This window comes from Streptomyces sp. NPDC059696, from assembly GCF_042733745.1.
Lineage (GTDB): Bacteria > Actinomycetota > Actinomycetes > Streptomycetales > Streptomycetaceae > Streptomyces.
The window spans coordinates 129,188-145,540 of sequence record NZ_JBHWFG010000001.1 but is presented as its reverse complement, the minus strand read 5'-3'; the positions used below and the strand labels follow the sequence as shown (position 1 = coordinate 145,540).

The following is a 16,353-nucleotide window of genomic DNA, read 5'->3' as shown; positions in this document are numbered from 1 at the left end:
CTCACTCGCCCCGGGCCACCTCGATGTACGCCGCCCGCTCGCCCACCCGCCCGGCCACTGCGAGGTGCACCGCTCGCCCACCCGCCCGGGCATGGCAGTGTGCGCCGCTCGCTCACTCGCCCGGCCACTGCGGTGTGCGCCGCTCGTTGAAGGCCGCGACGCCCTCCGCCCGGTCGCCCGAGAACGCCGTGGTCCGCCACGCCGCGTCCTCGACCTCCAGCCCGGCCCGCAGGTCCAGCCCCTGCCCGAGCCGCAGCGCCCGCTTGGCCGCCCGCAGCCCCACCGGCGAGTTCCCGGCGATCCGGGTCGCCAGCGCCAGCGCCTCCTCCCGGTCCCGCCCCTCCTCGACCAGCCGGTCGACCAGCCCCGACTCGGCCGCCTCCGCGGCTTCCACCCGCCGCGCGGTGAAGATCAGCTCGGCCGCCCGGGCCGCCCCGACGCGCCGCGGCAGCAGCTGCGTCCCCCCGCCTCCGGGGATCACCCCGACGGACACCTCCGGCAGACCCACCACAGCCGTCCGGTCCGCCACGATCACGTCGCACGCGAGCGCCAGCTCGAACCCGCCGCCGAGCGCGAACCCGTGCACCGCCGCCACCGTCGGCACCGCCAGCTCCAGCACGCCGGTGTACGCCGCCCTCGTCACCGGCCGCTGCCGCAGCAGATCCGCGTCGCTGAAGGAGTTGCGCTCCTTCAGGTCCGCCCCGACGCAGAAGGCCCGCTCGTGCGTCGAGGTGAGGACGACCGCCCGTACGTCCCGGTCCTCACCGAGCGCCGCGCACGCCCCGGTGAGGGACCGCGCCATCTCCGTCGACACCGCGTTCATGGCCTTGGGCCGGTCGAGGACGAGCTCCGCGACGTGCCCCTGCTCATGCCGACGCACCAGCACGAACTCCCCGAACCGTTCCTCACTCATGACACCCTCCGGTTAACGCGGGTTAACAAGGTCGACGCCCCGATCATCGCAGCCGCGCCCCGCCCGCGAAAGGGCGGACGCGCCCGGGTCCGCGCAACCCCCCGCCCACCCGTTCGAGTGACATCCCCCCAACTCCAACCCAACCGCCCATGGGAGCGCATAGCGTGCATCCTTCACGGCGCACAGGGGGCGTGCGCGCACCGGAGAGGGTTCGGGGAGGGGATGGGGATGGGGATGGGGATGACGACGGACACGACGGCGACGCCACGCGGAGACACCAGGACCGCCACGCCACAAGCCCAACACGAGCCCACACCCCGCCAGAACCCCACGCCACCGGTCAGACGCGAGTCCGCACCCCGCCGAGCCCCCGCGCCACAGCCCCGACGCGAGCCCACACCCGGCCAGCACCCCACGCCACCGGTCCGACGCGAACCGGCACCCCACCAGAGCAGCACCACTCAGAGCAGCACCACTCAGAGCAGCACCGCACCTCACCGACGTGAACCGCTCGCGCCCCGCTCGCCGGCGCCGGGTACGACCGGTCCGTTCGCTGCGCGCGGCAGAGGCCGGGGCCGGCACCGCAAGCCCCGCCCCCGCAAGGTCCTGCTCGCCACCGGCGGCCTCGCCCTCGCCGCCGGCGCTCTCAGTCTTCTGCGCCTGACCTCCGGCCCGGGCGCCGGGACCGGCCCGCTCGAAGCGGGGCCCCGCCCGGACCCTGCCGCCACCGCGACGGACGGCGCCACCCGGGCCGCCGCCACCTTCCCCGCCGTCCCCGACGCGAGCCCCTCCTCCCCCACGACCCTGGGAGACCCGACCCCGTCACCGGTCACCCAGGGCGCCCGGCCGTCCCCGTCCACGGCGGCCGGCGTCCCGGTGACGGCCACCACCACCGCCCCCGCGACCACGACCACGACCATCCCCGACGCGCCGAACGCCGAGGCCCCGGCCCCGTTGCCCACGGCCTCGCACATCGGCGACGCCCCACGCCCGGGCACGACTCCCCCCGCACCGCCGGCCCGGACCACACCGGCCCCGGCACCCGCACCACCCCAGAAGGAGAAACCACCGCACGACCCGGGCCTGTGCGTCCCGGTCGTCGGGCTCTGCGTGGATCCACCGATCGGCCGCCACTGACACTCGGCAGCGACGTACTGCGGCAGGGGGACCCGACGAGCCGCTACGGCGTGCCGTCGCGCCGCGTGAGCAGCCAGGGCTCCACCACGCCCAGGCCACGCACCGGCCGCTGCCACATCGGCTGCAGCCCGAAACGGTACGTCGGGGGCTCCTCGCCCTCCTTCTCCGCCGCCGCGGCCTCCTCGGCCGCCTCCGCCTCCGAGGCGGGGGCGTCCTGCGTACGGATCAGCTCCTCGGCGAAGGCGGTGTCGACCAGCACGGCGTCCTTCGGCGCTATCGACGTCAGCCGGGAGGCCAGGTTCACGGTCGTACCGAACACATCACCCATTCGGGTGGTCACCGTGCCGAACGCCATGCCGACGCGCAGCTCCGGCATCGTCTCGTCGTGCGCCATCGTCTCGATCAGCCGCAGGGCGATCTCGGCGGCGGTGCCCGCGTCGTCCGCGGCGTAGAGCACCTCGTCGCCGAGGGTCTTGATCAGCCGCCCGCCGTTCGCGGCCACCAGGTCGGCGGCCGTGGTCTCGAAGGCCTCGACCAGCTCGCCGAGCTCCTCCTCCTCCATGCGCCGGGTCAGCCGGGTGAACCCGACCAGGTCGGCGAAGCCGACGGCGAGCCGCCGGTCGACCATCTCCTCGTCGTCGGCCGCCTGCACGACCCGTCCGGCCGACGCGGCGAGCTGCCGGCGCCAGACGTAGACCAGGAACTCCTGAAGCTCGGGCAGGAGCAGCTCGACGATCGGGTACGTCACCTCGGTGCGGGTCATGCCCGGCTCGGGCGGCTCGGTCAGCCCCTCCAGGAAGGAGTCGATCTGCCACTCGGCGAGCCGCGCGGTGGTCTGCCCCGTGGACCGGGCCACCTGGACGGCCATCGCCTCGCTCAGCAGCCCCGCCTCGACGAGACCGGCCAGGCGTCGCAGCGCGAGGACGTCGGCCTCGGTGAGGGCCTTGGCCTGGCCGATGTCGGCGAAGCCCATGGCGCGCCAGAAGCGGGAGGCCAGTTCCATGGAGACACCGGCGCTGCGGGCCGCCTGAAACGGGGTGTAGCGGCGCTCGGCGCCCAGGATGAGCCCTTCGAGGCGCAGGGCGAGCGGATCCTCGCCGGAGTCGGCGCCCTGCGCGTCCTCGCCGGAACCCGAGTCGTCGACGGTCACGCGTGTTGCCCTTCCGATCTGTCACGGTCATGTATCGACCGGCCTCAACTCTACGGCAGGTGTGCGCCAGCTCACTCCGTCAGGTTCAGCCGTCGGGGGTGCGGCTCCCGGGCCGCACAGGAAACCGGGCAGGTCCGCCGCCGCCTCGTGGGGCTCCGCCCCCTGGGCCCCCGATCGGCTGAACCGGCCTCGTCCTCCATCGCCGGACGGGCTGGAAGTGCACCACCGCCGGGTCTGCGGGCCGCGGGCGCTTGCGCCGCCCAGGGCGGCACCGGTGGGCGCAGCGGCATTCCGCCACGCCGGGCTGCGGTCCCACCCGGCCCCGGCTCACGCCGGCCGCAGATGCACGATGTCCCCGGCCCCGACCGGCTCCTGCACGCCCGCCTCCGTCGCCAGTACCAGCCGCCCGTCCCCGTCCACCGCGACGGCCTCCCCCACGATCGACCGGTCCCCCGGCAACTCCGCCCGCACCTCCCGGCCGAGCGTCGCGCACCCCGCCGCATATGCCTCGTGCAACCCGCACGCGCCGGCGTCGCCCCCGGCCGCACGCCACCTGCCGTACCAGTCCTCGAGGGAGCGCAGCATCCCCCGCAGCAGCGGATCCCGGTCCGTGCTCACCGCTCCGGCCAGTGCCAGCGAGCCCGCCGTCGGTACGGGCAGCTCGTCCTCCCGCAGGGAGACATTGACGCCGACCCCGATGACGACCCCGCCGTCACCGGCCCGCTCGGCCAGGATCCCGCCGGCCTTGCGCTCGTTCCGGCCCACCGTGACCAGCAGGTCGTTCGGCCACTTCAGAGCCGTGTCCACGCCCGCCGCCCGGGACAGACCCGTCGCCACCGCCACCCCCGTGAGCAGCGGCAGCCAGCCCCACCGCGCCACCGGCACCTCGCCCGGGGTGAGCAGAACGGAGAAGAAGAGGCCGGAGCGGGGCGGCGCCGTCCACTGGCGGTCGAGGCGGCCGCGGCCCGCCGTCTGCTCCTCGGCGACCAGCACCGCGCCCTCGGCGGTCTCCCCCTTCGCCGCCCGGGCCACCAGATCGGAGTTCGTGGAGCCGGTGCGCTGCACCACGTCCACCTCCGACCACAGCCCTCCCTGCCGCACCAGACCCCGGCGCAGGGCGGTGATGTTGAGGGGCGGACGGTCCAGGTCCGACCATCGGCTTCCGTTGGGCTCTGATGCATCTCGCGGCGTCATGCAAGCCACCCTAGGTGTGGTAAACGCCGCACTGCCGATGTGGAGGCACCCCACTAGTCTACGGATGAGTAACCGTCCCCCCTTTTGAGCAGGCAGGGAGCCGCATCCCGATGTCCGAGCCGGAAGAGCAGCAGCAGCCCGACATTCACACGACCGCGGGCAAGCTCGCGGATCTGAAGCGACGCATCGAGGAAGCGACGCACGCCGGCTCCGCTCGTGCCGTCGAAAAGCAGCACGCCAAAGGCAAACTGACGGCCCGTGAGCGGATCGAGCTCCTGCTCGACGAGGGCTCCTTCGTCGAACTGGACGAGTTCGCCCGGCACCGTTCCACCAACTTCGGCCTCGACAAGAACCGCCCGTACGGCGACGGGGTCGTCACCGGGTACGGCACCGTCGACGGCCGCCCGGTCGCCGTGTTCTCGCAGGACTTCACCGTCTTCGGCGGAGCGCTGGGCGAGGTCTACGGTCAGAAGATCGTCAAGGTCATGGACTTCGCCCTGAAGACCGGCTGTCCGGTCATCGGGATCAACGACTCCGGCGGCGCCCGCATCCAGGAGGGTGTGGCCTCGCTCGGCGCCTACGGCGAGATCTTCCGCCGCAACACCCACGCCTCCGGCGTCATCCCGCAGATCAGCCTGGTCGTCGGGCCGTGCGCGGGCGGCGCGGTCTACTCCCCGGCCATCACCGACTTCACGGTCATGGTCGACCAGACCTCGCACATGTTCATCACCGGCCCCGACGTCATCAAGACCGTCACCGGCGAGGACGTCGGCTTCGAGGAGCTGGGCGGCGCCCGGACCCACAACGCGACCTCCGGCGTGGCCCACCACATGGCGGGCGACGAGAAGGACGCCATCGAGTACATCAAGCAGCTGCTGTCCTACCTGCCGTCCAACAACCTCTCCGAGGCACCGGTCTTCCCCGAGGAGGCCGACCTGGAGGTCAACGACGAGGACCGCGAGCTGGACGTCATCGTCCCGGACAGCGCGAACCAACCGTACGACATGCACACGGTGATCGAGCACGTCCTGGACGACGCCGAGTTCTTCGAGACGCAGCCGCTGTACGCGCCCAACATCGTCACCGGCTTCGGCAGGGTCGAGGGCCACCCGGTCGGCATCATCGCCAACCAGCCGACGCAGCTCGCCGGGTGCCTGGACATCAAGGCCAGCGAGAAGGCCGCCCGCTTCGTGCGCACCTGCGACGCGTTCAACGTCCCGGTGATCACGTTCGTCGACGTCCCCGGCTTCCTGCCCGGCGTCGACCAGGAGCACGACGGCATCATCCGCCGCGGCGCCAAGCTGATCTACGCCTACGCCGAGGCGACCGTCCCGCTGATCACGATCATCACCCGCAAGGCCTTCGGCGGCGCCTACGACGTCATGGGCTCCAAGCACCTCGGTGCCGACCTCAACCTCGCCTGGCCGACCGCCCAGATCGCCGTGATGGGCGCCCAGGGCGCGGTCAACATCCTGCACCGCCGCACCCTCGCGGAGGCCGAGGCGAACGGCGAGGACCTGGAGGCGGTCCGGGCCCGGCTGATCCAGGAGTACGAGGACGCCCTCCTCAACCCCTACGTCGCGGCCGAGCGCGGCTACATCGACGCCGTGATCATGCCGTCCGAGACCCGCCGGCACGTCGTACGGGGCCTGCGTCAACTGCGTACGAAGCGGGAATCCCTGCCTCCGAAGAAGCACGGCAACATCCCCCTCTAGCCCGCAGCGAGCCCAGGAGGCCCACATGACGATCAAGGTCGTACGGGGCAACCCGACCCCGGAGGAGCTGGCCGCCGCCCTGGCGGTGGTCAGGGCCCGCGCCGCGGCGGCGGCAGCCGTCCCGCCCGGCGCGCCGGCCTCCCGCGATTCCTGGTCCGACCCGTCCCGCATCGCGGCCCACCGCCTGCCCCAGCCGGGGCCGTCGGCCTGGGGCCGCACCTACTGGCCGGGCTAGCACTCCCGCCCCCAGGGGCGCGCGGGGAACCGCGCACGGTGGAACGGACGCGGGGCGCCGATTTGAGTACCGCTACTCAGGCGCCCCGCCCTGCCAGGCCGCACGCTGGACTCATGCTGTGGTCCGACCCCGAGAACGAACCGCCCGAAGAACTGCGTGACATGCAGGACATGCTTCGGCGGCTGAGCGTTCTCCTGGCCCTGGCCATGGTGCTGGTGATGATCGTGATCGGCGTGAGGTGAGACGCGCCCGGACGCCGATACGCTGAACGCATGACAGATCAGCCGCGCCGCCGACTCGTCCTCGCCTCCCAGTCCCCCGCCCGGCTCGGGCTGCTCCGTCAGGCCGGGCTCACCCCCGAGGTGATCGTGAGCGGCGTCGACGAGGACGCCGTCACCGCCCCCACCCCCGCCGAGCTGGCACTGGCCCTGGCCGAGGCGAAGGCCTCCGTCGTGGCGGCCCGGCCGGACGCCAAGGGCGCGCTCGTGGTCGGCTGCGACTCGGTGCTCGACCTGGACGGCGAGGCCCTCGGCAAGCCCGCGGACGCCGAGGAGGCCACCGCCCGCTGGAAGTCGATGCGCGGCCGCGCCGGCACCCTCCAGACCGGCCACTGCGTCTACGACACGCTCACCAGCCGCTACGTCTCCGCCACCGCGTCCACCGTCGTGCACTTCGGCGACCCCTCCGACGAGGAGATCGCCGCCTACGTGGCCTCCGGCGAACCCCTCTACGTCGCCGGGGCGTTCACCCTGGACGGCCGTTCGGCCCCGTTCATCGACCGCATCGACGGCGACCACGGCAACGTCATCGGCCTCAGCCTCCCGCTCCTGCGGCGGCTGCTGGCCCGCCTGGGCGTCGGCATCACGGAGTTGTGGGCGCCGGCGGAGCGCTGACCGCGGGCCCGTCGCCGCTCTTCCCGCCTCCGGGCGCGGCGTCGACGGGTTCCGCCGGACGGTCGTACGTCATCAGCAGCAGCACGATCAGGGCGAGCACCAGCACCATGAACAGGAACGCGGGCCAGCCGACGAGCCCCCAGGTGAAGGCGCCCAGCACGCCGTGCACGACGGCGGCGCTGATCAGCAGCACGCGTCCGAAGCCCGCCGGGGGCCGGTCCCGCAGCGCCACCAGCAGGGCGACCAGGCCGCACAGCGCGAAGTAGAGGCCGAAGACGATCCCGCCGATCTTCGAGGACACCGACATCATGTGCGGGTCCAGGCCGGCCAGCGACATGTCCTGCCGGTCGACGACGACCCCCAGGAACCAGTTGAGCGCCGCGACGCCGAACGCCTCCGCGAACAGCAGCACCGCCACGACCCACGCCACCGGCCTGCGTATCACCGGGCCCACCCTCTTCCCTCCGAAGACACCATGAACGCTACTCACCGGTAAACCGGGGGACAAGGGTCCGGGGGCGGGCAAAGAATCATTGGGCCATTCGTAGGGACTCGACAAAGAAACCGAGTGGCCCGCAGCACGTGATGACAGAGACCTTGACCACAGAGGACGGCTAGGGTTTCCCGAAGGAGTACTGCGTACCGCGGTGCGACAAGGGATTCCGCGGGTCGAGCGAGCCACGCATCACGCTCCGTGTGGGCAAGCTCACCACTGTGGACGGGTCGAAGTGTCGTGTCGGCTGTCCCTAAACTCGGCTTGTTTCAAGGAGGGAGCCTCAATCGTGCGCAAGGTGCTCATCGCCAACCGTGGCGAAATCGCTGTCCGCGTGGCCCGGGCCTGCCGGGATGCCGGTATCGCGAGCGTGGCCGTATACGCCGACCCGGACCGGGACGCTCTGCATGTCCGCGCCGCGGATGAGGCGTTCGCCCTGGGCGGTGACACGCCGGGCACCAGCTACCTCGACATCGAGAAGGTGCTGGGCGCCGCCCGCGAGTCGGGCGCGGACGCGGTCCACCCCGGCTACGGCTTCCTCTCCGAGAACGCCGAGTTCGCTCAGGCGGTCCTGGACGCGGGCCTGATCTGGATCGGCCCGCCGCCGCAGGCGATCCGCGACCTCGGCGACAAGGTCGCCGCCCGGCACATCGCGCAGCGCGCGGGTGCCCCGCTGGTGGCCGGCACGCCCGACCCGGTGTCCGGTGCCGACGAGGTCGTCGCGTTCGCCGAGCAGCACGGCCTGCCGATCGCGATCAAGGCCGCCTTCGGTGGTGGCGGTCGTGGTCTGAAGGTCGCCCGCACCCTCGAAGAGGTGCCGGAGCTGTACGACTCGGCGGTCCGTGAGGCCGTCGCCGCGTTCGGCCGGGGCGAGTGCTTCGTCGAGCGCTACCTGGACAAGCCGCGGCACGTGGAGACCCAGTGCCTGGCCGACCAGCACGGCAACGTGGTCGTCGTCTCCACCCGTGACTGCTCGCTGCAGCGCCGCCACCAGAAGCTGGTGGAGGAGGCCCCGGCGCCGTTCCTGTCCGAGGCGCAGATGGAGGAGCTGTACTCGTCCTCCAAGGCGATCCTCAAGGAGGCCGGTTACGTCGGCGCCGGCACGGTCGAGTTCCTGGTGGGCCTCGACGGCACGATCTCCTTCCTGGAGGTCAACACCCGTCTCCAGGTGGAGCACCCGGTCACCGAGGAGGTCGCCGGCATCGACCTCGTGCGCGAGATGTTCCGTATCGCCGACGGCGAGGAGCTCGGCTACGGCGACCCGGAGCTGCGCGGTCACTCCTTCGAGTTCCGCATCAACGGCGAGGACCCGGGCCGCAACTTCCTCCCGGCTCCCGGCACGGTCACGACGTTCGCGCCGCCGTCCGGCCCGGGTGTCCGGCTGGACGCGGGCGTGGAGTCCGGCTCGGTCATCGGCCCGGCGTGGGACTCCCTGCTGGCCAAGCTGATCGTCACCGGCCGCACGCGCAAGGAGGCCCTCCAGCGGGCCGCCCGTGCGCTGGAGGAGTTCCAGGTCGAGGGCATGGCGACGGCGATCCCGTTCCACCGTGCGGTGGTGAAGGACCCGGCGTTCGCGCCGGAGCTCACGGGCTCGACCGACCCGTTCACGGTGCACACCCGGTGGATCGAGACGGAGTTCGTCAACGAGATCAAGCCGTTCACGGCGCCGGCGGACGGTGCGGACGCGGACGAGGAGCCGGGCCGCGAGACGGTCGTCGTCGAGGTCGGCGGCAAGCGCCTCGAGGTCTCCCTGCCGTCGTCGCTGGGGATGTCCCTGGCTCGTACGGGTCTCGCGGCGGGCGCGAAGCCGAAGCGCCGCGCGGCGAAGAAGTCGGGCCCGGTGGCGTCCGGTGACACCCTCGCCTCCCCGATGCAGGGCACCATCGTCAAGGTCGCCGTCGAGGAGGGCCAGGAGGTCAAGGAGGGCGACCTGGTCGTCGTCCTGGAGGCCATGAAGATGGAGCAGCCCCTGAACGCGCACCGCTCGGGCACGATCAAGGGCCTGTCGGCCGAGATCGGCGCGTCGGTGACGTCGGGCGCGGCGATCTGCGAGATCAAGGACTGACCGCCCCTGGGCGGAAGGACCCTTTCGGCGCGGCCCCGGGCTTGGGGGCCGCGCCGACTGCGTGGAGGGACGTGTACGCCACGATCCCGGGTCGGGGACGGGCGGCTGCGTCGACTGGGTGGACGAACGCCTACGACGCGGTCCCGGGTCGGGGCCGCGCCGGGGGGTATCCGTCCTCGGAACGGCGCGATGGGGTCGGATACCGACTGACTCCCCGTTGACGCGCCAACCGCTGCGGGCGGACACCCCCCGACACGACCCCTTACGTGGTCCGGCGGGTGCGGGAGCGTCGTGGCGCGCCAGGCGCCGCGCAGGTCTAGGGCTGGGGGCACGTCTCGCTTCGCGCGCCGCGGGGAGGCGAGGCCGGCGCCCGTCCCGCCGCCGCTGCGGGCATGCGTGCCGCTAGGGGCGGCACGGGTGGGCGCAGCGGCACCCCGCTATGCCGGGCTGCGGACCCCACCCGGCCTCAGCACCAGCGCCGGGGGTCAGCCGCCGCCGACGTCATCGGCGCCGCAGATCAGCCACCCTCGCCCGCTCGGACCCGGGCCCTTGCTCACCCAGCATCGAGGCAGAGGCGGACCTCAACTGCCCACCAGCCCCCGGCACCTGCCGCCGAGGCCCGGGCAACGGCACATCCCGGCGCTGCTGGCGTGCCGGGACCGCATCACCCCCCGGGCCCCCCGCCCCCGCGCCGGCGGAACCCCCCTGCCCCCCGGCGACAGCGATCTGCACGCCCTGGTCGGCAAGCGCCTGGAGTTCCGTGGCGGCACGGTCGTCATGCGCCGGCGGCTCGTCCGTGACGAGGCGCGTGATGAGATCCGTCGGCACGGTCTGGAACATGGTGTCGGTGCCGAGCTTCGTGTGGTCGGCCAGCACCACCACCTCCGCAGCGGCCTGCACCAACGCCCGGTCGACGGACGCCGACAGCATGTTGGACGTGGACAGCCCGCGTTCGGCGGTCAGCCCTGCCCCGGACAGGAACGCACGCGACACCCGCAGCCCGTGCAGGGACTGCTCCGCACCGCTCCCGACCAGCGCGTAGTTCGAACCGCGGAGCGTACCGCCGGTCATCACGACCTCGACCCGGTTGGCATGGGCCAGCGCCTGGGCGACGAGGAGGGAGTTGGTGACGACCGTGAGGCCGGGCACCCGGGCGAGCCGGCGGGCCAGCTCCTGGGTCGTCGTACCCGCCCCGACCACGATCGCCTCGCCCTCTTCCACGAAGTTCGCGGCGAGGTCGGCGATGGCGGTCTTCTCGGCGGTCGCGAGATGAGACTTCTGCGGAAAGCCGGACTCCCGCGTGAAACCGCCCGGCAGTACCGCACCGCCGTGCCGGCGGTCGAGGAGTCCTTCTGCCTCCAGCGCGCGCACGTCCCGCCGTACGGTCACTTCGGAGGTCTGGACGACGCGGGCGAGCTCACGGAGCGACACGGCCCCGTTCGCTCGCACCATTTCGAGGATCAATTGGCGACGTTCTGCAGCGAACACGAAACTGACAGTAACGCCAGCGACCGTCTGCTTTCAGCAGTTTGCGCTGAATAGCAGAAGATGTTCGCACCAGGCAGCGGGAAGTGGTATAGGGCCTAGTCCCGCCGCCTATGCCGTACGAATGGTCGAACACTCCCCGTGACCAGGGAGGAGTCGATTCCGGCCTCAGCCCTCGGCCGTCTCCTTGCGGGTGTGCAACTGCCGTGCCACCTCGGCGATCGAGCCCGACAACGAGGGATAGACGGTGAAGGCGTTCGCGATCTGTTCGACGGTCAGATTGTTGTCGACCGCGATCGAGATGGGGTGGATCAGCTCCGAGGCGCGCGGCGACACGACGACACCGCCGACCACGATCCCGGTGCCCGGACGGCAGAAGATCTTGACGAAGCCGTCGCGGATGCCCTGCATCTTCGCGCGCGGGTTGCGCAGCAGCGGCAGCTTCACGACCCGCGCGTCGATCTTCCCGGCGTCGACGTCGGCCTGGGTGTAGCCGACGGTCGCGATCTCCGGGTCGGTGAAGACGTTCGAGGAGACGGTCTTCAGGTTCAGCGGGGCCACCGCGTCACCCAGGAAGTGGTACATGGCGATGCGGCCCTGCATGGCGGCCACGGACGCGAGGGCGAACACACCGGTCACGTCACCGGCCGCGTACACGCCGGGAGCGGTCGTACGCGACACCTTGTCGGTCCAGATGTGGCCGGACTCGCGCAGCCGGACACCGGCCTCCTCCAGCCCCATCCCGGCGCTGTTGGGGACGGCGCCGACGGCCATGAGGCAGTGCGAGCCGGTGATGACGCGCCCGTCGGCGAGGGTCACCTCGACCCGGTCGCCCACCCGCTTGGCGGACTGCGCGCGGGAGCGCCCCATGACGTTCATGCCGCGCCGCCGGAAGACGTCCTCCAGCACGGCCGCCGCGTCCGGGTCCTCGCCGGGCAGCACGCGGTCCCGCGACGACACGAGCGTCACGCGGGAACCCAGCGCCTGGTAGGCACCGGCGAACTCGGCGCCGGTCACACCGGATCCGACCACGATCAGTTCCTCGGGGAGCTCGTCGAGGTCGTACACCTGGGTCCAGTTCAGGATCCGCTCGCCGTCCGGCTGCGCGTCGGGCAGCTCACGGGGATGCCCGCCGGTCGCGATGAGCACGGCGTCCGCCGTCAGGGTCTCCTCGCTGCCGTCGGCGGCGCGCACCACCACCTTGCGCGACCCGTCGAGCGCCTGCATGCCCTCCAGCCGCCCGCGCCCGCGCATGACACGCGCCCCGGCACGCGTCACGGAGGCCGCGATGTCGTGGGACTGGGCGAGCGCGAGCCGCTTCACACGCCGGTTGACCTTGCCCAGGTCGACGCCCACCACCCGGGCGGACTGCTCCATGGGAGGGGTGTCGTCGGCGACGATGATGCCCAGCTCCTCGTACGAGGAGTCGAAGGTGGTCATCACCTCGGCCGTGGCGATCAGGGTCTTCGACGGCACGCAGTCGGTGAGCACCGACGCCCCGCCCAGACCGTCGCAGTCGACGACGGTCACCTCCGCGCCGAGTTGAGCGGCCACCAGCGCCGCTTCGTATCCGCCGGGTCCGCCACCGATGATCACGATCCGAGTCACGTACTCCATTGTCCCGCACGCAACAACGTGACACCGCCCGGGGGCCCACCCGTGCGCCGGTCGTTACACGAGTGACGCCGGACCACCTGCCGTACCCTTCCCCCATGTCGCTCTACGCCGCGTACGCCGGCAACCTCGACGCGCGGCTGATGTCCCGCCGCGCCCCGCACTCGCCGCTGCGCGCCACCGGCTGGCTGAACGGATGGCGACTGACCTTCGGCGGCGAGCACATGGGCTGGGAGGGCGCCCTGCCGACGATCGTGGAGGACCCGCTCTCCCAGGTCTTCGTCTCCCTCTACGACATCGCCCCCATGGACGAGGAGTCACTCGACCGCTGGGAGGGCGTGGGCCTCGACATCTACCGCCGTACGCGCGTACGGGTCCACACCCTGGACGGTGAGGACACCGCCTGGGCCTTCGCCCTGAACGCCTACGAGGGCGGTCTGCCCTCCGCCCGCTACCTGGGCGAGATCGCCGACGCGGCGGAGTCGGCCGGCGCCCCCCACGACTACGTGATGGAACTCCGCAAGCGCCCCTGCTGACGGCGTCCCGCACCGAGGCCTCTCGTCGGAAACGACAAGACAACGATCGCCACCCCGTGAGCTCTGCCATCTACGCGCGTAGGCATTCACCGGCTACCCTCGTCGGCGTGAACGCATCTCTTCTTCCGGACGACATCCAGGGCGACCCCCACGCGGCCGCCGACGCCGCCGCGGCCCGCCTGCGCGAACTGACGGGCGCCGAGACCCACGACGTCGCCCTCGTGATGGGCTCCGGCTGGGCCCCGGCCGTGGACGCGCTGGGCGCCCCCGAGGCCGAGTTCCAGGTCACCGAGCTCCCCGGTTTCCCGCCCCCGGCGGTGGAGGGTCACGGCGGCAAGATCCGCTCGTACCGGATCGGCAACAAGCGCGCCCTGGTCTTCCTCGGCCGCACGCACTACTACGAGGGCCGCGGGGTCGCAGCCGTCTCCCACGGCGTCCGCACCGCGGTCTCGGCCGGCTGCAAGACGGTCGTCCTCACCAACGGCTGCGGCGGCCTGCGCGAGGGCATGCGCCCCGGCCAGCCGGTCCTCATCAGCGACCACATCAACCTCACCGCCACCTCCCCCATCATCGGCGCGAACTTCGTCGACCTCACCGACCTGTACTCCCCGCGCCTGCGGGCCCTGTGCAAGGAGGTCGACCCCACGCTGGAGGAGGGCGTCTACGCCCAGTTCCCCGGCCCGCACTACGAGACCCCGGCCGAGATCCGCATGGCCCGGGTGATCGGCGCGGACCTGGTGGGCATGTCGACGGTCCTCGAGGCGATCGCCGCGCGCGAGGCGGGCGCCGAGGTCCTGGGCATCTCCCTCGTCACCAACCTCGCCGCGGGCATGACGGGCGAGCCCCTGAACCACGAGGAGGTCCTGCAGGCCGGCCGCGACTCCGCGACCCGCATGGGTTCCCTGCTCGCGCAGGTCCTCGGCCGCCTCTGAGCCGGATCGCGCCTGCGGGTCCGTGGTGACCGGCCGCGCAGTGCTCGCGCCCCCCCGACGCCATGGGGACGCACCCGCACCCGCGTACGGCGGGAAGGGGCCGTGTCGGGGGGTGTCCGCCCGCAGCGGTTGGCGCGTCAACGGACGGTCAGTCGGTACGCAACCCCATCGCGCCGTTCCGAGGACGGACACCCCCCGGCGCGGCCCCGACCCCACCCCGCGCGAAGGCGAAACGAGCGCGCACCCCCACCAGCCCCGCAGGCACATGACACCGCACCGCCCCGCACGCCACCACACCGGAGAGGCTGACACCACACCGTGCACGACGAACTCATCGCACAGGCCCAGGCGTGGCTCACCGAGGACCCCGACCCGGACACCCGCGCCGAACTCGCCCGCCTCATCGAGGCCAAGGACGAGACCGAACTCGCCGCCCGTTTCAGCGGCACCCTCCAGTTCGGCACCGCCGGCCTCCGCGGCGAACTCGGCGCCGGCCCCATGCGCATGAACCGCTCGGTCGTCATCCGCGCCGCCGCCGGCCTCGCCGCGTACCTCAAGAAGCAGGGCCACGACAACGGCCTCGTCGTCATCGGCTACGACGCCCGCCACAAGTCCCACGACTTCGCCCAGGACACCGCCGCCGTCATGATCGGCGCGGGCCTGCGCGCGGCCGTCCTGCCCCGCCCCCTCCCGACCCCCGTGCTCGCCTTCGCCATACGGCACCTCGGCGCGGTCGCGGGCGTGGAGGTCACCGCCAGCCACAACCCGCCCCGGGACAACGGCTACAAGGTGTACCTCGGCGACGGCTCCCAGATCGTCCCCCCGGCGGACATCGACATCGCGGCGGAGATCGCGGCCGTCCCGTCCCTCACCACGGTCCGGCGCCCCACCGAGGGCTGGGACGTCCTCGACGACAGCGTCCTCGACGCCTACCTCGCCCGCACGGACGCCGTCCTGGCCGAGGGTTCCCCCCGCACCGCCCGCACGGTGTACACGGCGATGCACGGCGTCGGCAAGGACGTCCTCCTGGCGGCCTTCGCCCGCGCCGGCTTCCCGGAGCCGGTCCTCGTCGCGGAGCAGGCCGAACCCGACCCGGAGTTCCCGACCGTCGCGTTCCCCAACCCGGAGGAGTCCGGCGCGATGGACCTGGCCTTCGCGACCGCACGCGCCGGCGAGTCCGCCCCGGACCTGATCATCGCCAACGACCCGGACGCGGACCGCTGCGCCGTCGCCGTCCAGGACGGCGCCGACTGGCGCATGCTGCGCGGCGACGAGGTGGGCGCCCTGCTCGCCGCCCACCTGGTGCGCCGCGGAGCGACCGGCACCTTCGCGGAGTCGATCGTCTCCTCGTCCCTCCTCGCCCGCATCGCCGCGAAGGCGGGCCTCCCGCACGTCGAGACCCTCACCGGCTTCAAGTGGATCGCCCGCGCCGAGGGCCTGCGCTACGGCTACGAGGAGGCCCTCGGCTACTGCGTGGACCCCGAGGGCGTACGCGACAAGGACGGCATCACGGCCGCGCTGCTCATCACGGAACTGGCGTCGGGGCTCAAGGAGGAGGGCCGCACGCTCCTCGACCTGCTGGACGACCTGGCGGTGGAGCACGGCCTGCACGCGACGGACCAGCTCTCGGTGCGCGTCGAGGACCTGTCCCTCATCGCCGCCGCGATGCGGCGCCTGCGCGAGCAGCCCCCGACGGAACTGGCGGGCCTGCCGATCACCCGCACGGACGACCTCACCCAGGGCACGGCCGACCTCCCGCCCACGGACGGTCTGCGCTACACCCTCGACGGCGCCCGCGTGATCGTCCGCCCGAGCGGTACGGAACCGAAGCTGAAGTGCTACCTGGAGGTCGTGATCCCGGTCGGGTCGCACGACGACCTCCCGGCGGCCCGGGCGCAGGCGACGGCCCTGCTGGAGGCGGTCAAGCGCGACCTGTCGGCGGCGGCGGGCATCTGAGGCGAGGGCCCCGCACGGGGCCCCGCAGACCGGCT

The 16,353-nt window shown here is 72.6% G+C and carries 14 protein-coding genes and 1 pseudogene; 9 read left to right on the top strand and 6 right to left on the bottom strand.

Annotation, left to right across the window (positions count from 1 at the left end; all coding sequences use genetic code 11):
* Positions 1 to 112 precede the first annotated feature (112 nt).
* The gene (locus ACFV20_RS00665) at positions 113 to 913 is read right to left on the bottom strand and encodes an enoyl-CoA hydratase/isomerase family protein (RefSeq protein WP_385650730.1); all 801 of its coding nucleotides are present in this window, start codon (positions 911 to 913) and stop codon (positions 113 to 115) included.
* A 240-nt stretch (positions 914 to 1,153) separates the two neighbouring features.
* On the opposite strand from ACFV20_RS00665, the gene ACFV20_RS00660 reads away from it, so the two are divergent.
* A complete protein-coding gene (locus tag ACFV20_RS00660; protein ID WP_385650727.1) occupies positions 1,154 to 2,050 on the top strand; it encodes a hypothetical protein in 897 nt (298 codons plus the stop codon).
* Between the two features lie 43 nt (positions 2,051 to 2,093).
* On the opposite strand, the gene ACFV20_RS00655 is transcribed toward ACFV20_RS00660, so the two are convergent.
* Both ACFV20_RS00655 and ACFV20_RS00650 read right to left on the bottom strand, forming a co-directional pair.
* On the bottom strand, positions 2,094 to 3,200 hold the full coding sequence (locus tag ACFV20_RS00655) for an adenylate/guanylate cyclase domain-containing protein (protein WP_385650724.1): 1,107 nt from the start codon (positions 3,198 to 3,200) through the stop codon (positions 2,094 to 2,096).
* A 327-nt stretch (positions 3,201 to 3,527) separates the two neighbouring features.
* Positions 3,528 to 4,394 (bottom strand): biotin--[acetyl-CoA-carboxylase] ligase, encoded by an 867-nt coding sequence (locus ACFV20_RS00650; RefSeq protein WP_385650722.1) that lies wholly within the window; start codon positions 4,392 to 4,394, stop codon positions 3,528 to 3,530.
* A 110-nt stretch (positions 4,395 to 4,504) separates the two neighbouring features.
* Between ACFV20_RS00650 and ACFV20_RS00645 the strand changes: the two genes are divergently transcribed.
* The 4 genes from ACFV20_RS00645 to ACFV20_RS00630 all read left to right on the top strand — a co-directional run bounded on the left by ACFV20_RS00645 (position 4,505) and on the right by ACFV20_RS00630 (position 7,237).
* The gene (locus tag ACFV20_RS00645; protein ID WP_385650719.1) at positions 4,505 to 6,109 is read left to right on the top strand and encodes an acyl-CoA carboxylase subunit beta; all 1,605 of its coding nucleotides are present in this window, start codon (positions 4,505 to 4,507) and stop codon (positions 6,107 to 6,109) included.
* Positions 6,110 to 6,134: 25 nt separating this feature from the next.
* Positions 6,135 to 6,344: an acyl-CoA carboxylase epsilon subunit gene (locus tag ACFV20_RS00640; protein ID WP_385650716.1), complete on the top strand. Its 210-nt coding sequence runs from the start codon at positions 6,135 to 6,137 to the stop codon at positions 6,342 to 6,344.
* A gap of 113 nt (positions 6,345 to 6,457) precedes the next feature.
* Positions 6,458 to 6,586, top strand: a complete 129-nt coding sequence (gene mmpB / locus ACFV20_RS00635) for a morphogenic membrane protein MmpB (protein ID WP_086025112.1) — start codon at positions 6,458 to 6,460, stop codon at positions 6,584 to 6,586.
* Between the two features lie 30 nt (positions 6,587 to 6,616).
* Complete coding sequence (locus tag ACFV20_RS00630) at positions 6,617 to 7,237, top strand: nucleoside triphosphate pyrophosphatase (protein ID WP_385650714.1); 621 nt, start codon at positions 6,617 to 6,619, stop codon at positions 7,235 to 7,237.
* Here ACFV20_RS00630 and ACFV20_RS00625 read toward each other — a convergent pair.
* Positions 7,206 to 7,682: a hypothetical protein gene (locus ACFV20_RS00625; RefSeq protein ID WP_385650711.1), complete on the bottom strand. Its 477-nt coding sequence runs from the start codon at positions 7,680 to 7,682 to the stop codon at positions 7,206 to 7,208. The two genes, ACFV20_RS00630 and ACFV20_RS00625, sit on opposite strands and share 32 nt — an antisense overlap.
* A 337-nt stretch (positions 7,683 to 8,019) precedes the next feature.
* On the opposite strand from ACFV20_RS00625, the gene ACFV20_RS00620 reads away from it, so the two are divergent.
* Positions 8,020 to 9,795, top strand: coding sequence for an acetyl/propionyl/methylcrotonyl-CoA carboxylase subunit alpha (locus ACFV20_RS00620; RefSeq protein WP_385650709.1), 1,776 nt, complete (start codon positions 8,020 to 8,022; stop codon positions 9,793 to 9,795).
* 501 nt (positions 9,796 to 10,296) lie between these two features.
* Here the strand turns inward: ACFV20_RS00620 and ACFV20_RS00615 are convergent.
* Together ACFV20_RS00615 and ACFV20_RS00610 are read right to left on the bottom strand one after the other, a co-directional pair.
* Positions 10,297 to 11,283, bottom strand: a complete 987-nt coding sequence (locus tag ACFV20_RS00615) for a DeoR/GlpR family DNA-binding transcription regulator (protein WP_385650707.1) — start codon at positions 11,281 to 11,283, stop codon at positions 10,297 to 10,299.
* 165 nt (positions 11,284 to 11,448) lie between these two features.
* Positions 11,449 to 12,906, bottom strand: a pseudogene (locus ACFV20_RS00610) (NAD(P)H-quinone dehydrogenase); the annotation flags it as partial.
* An 86-nt stretch (positions 12,907 to 12,992) separates the two neighbouring features.
* Between ACFV20_RS00610 and ACFV20_RS00605 the strand changes: the two are divergent.
* The 3 genes from ACFV20_RS00605 (at position 12,993) to ACFV20_RS00595 (ending at position 16,318) form a co-directional block, all read left to right on the top strand.
* Complete coding sequence (locus ACFV20_RS00605) at positions 12,993 to 13,430, top strand: gamma-glutamylcyclotransferase (RefSeq protein ID WP_033311347.1); 438 nt, start codon at positions 12,993 to 12,995, stop codon at positions 13,428 to 13,430.
* Between the two features lie 107 nt (positions 13,431 to 13,537).
* Positions 13,538 to 14,362 carry a purine-nucleoside phosphorylase gene (locus ACFV20_RS00600; protein WP_385650704.1) on the top strand — a complete coding sequence of 275 codons (825 nt, stop codon included), beginning with the start codon at positions 13,538 to 13,540 and terminating at the stop codon, positions 14,360 to 14,362.
* 318 nt (positions 14,363 to 14,680) lie between these two features.
* Positions 14,681 to 16,318, top strand: coding sequence for a phospho-sugar mutase (locus ACFV20_RS00595; RefSeq protein WP_385650701.1), 1,638 nt, complete (start codon positions 14,681 to 14,683; stop codon positions 16,316 to 16,318).
* The last annotated feature ends 35 nt before the right edge of the window (positions 16,319 to 16,353 follow it).

Bases quoted from the DNA above. Each gene is read 5' to 3' on its own strand.
- ACFV20_RS00605 (WP_033311347.1), top strand. From the start codon at position 12,993: ATGTCGCTCTACGCCGCGTACGCCGGCAACCTCGACGCGCGGCTGATG.
- ACFV20_RS00650 (WP_385650722.1), bottom strand. From the start codon at position 4,394: ATGACGCCGCGAGATGCATCAGAGCCCAACGGAAGCCGATGGTCGGAC.
- ACFV20_RS00645 (WP_385650719.1), top strand. From the start codon at position 4,505: ATGTCCGAGCCGGAAGAGCAGCAGCAGCCCGACATTCACACGACCGCG.
- mmpB (WP_086025112.1), top strand. From the start codon at position 6,458: ATGCTGTGGTCCGACCCCGAGAACGAACCGCCCGAAGAACTGCGTGAC.
- ACFV20_RS00665 (WP_385650730.1), bottom strand. From the start codon at position 913: ATGAGTGAGGAACGGTTCGGGGAGTTCGTGCTGGTGCGTCGGCATGAG.
- ACFV20_RS00630 (WP_385650714.1), top strand. From the start codon at position 6,617: ATGACAGATCAGCCGCGCCGCCGACTCGTCCTCGCCTCCCAGTCCCCC.
- ACFV20_RS00660 (WP_385650727.1), top strand. From the start codon at position 1,154: ATGACGACGGACACGACGGCGACGCCACGCGGAGACACCAGGACCGCC.
- ACFV20_RS00640 (WP_385650716.1), top strand. From the start codon at position 6,135: ATGACGATCAAGGTCGTACGGGGCAACCCGACCCCGGAGGAGCTGGCC.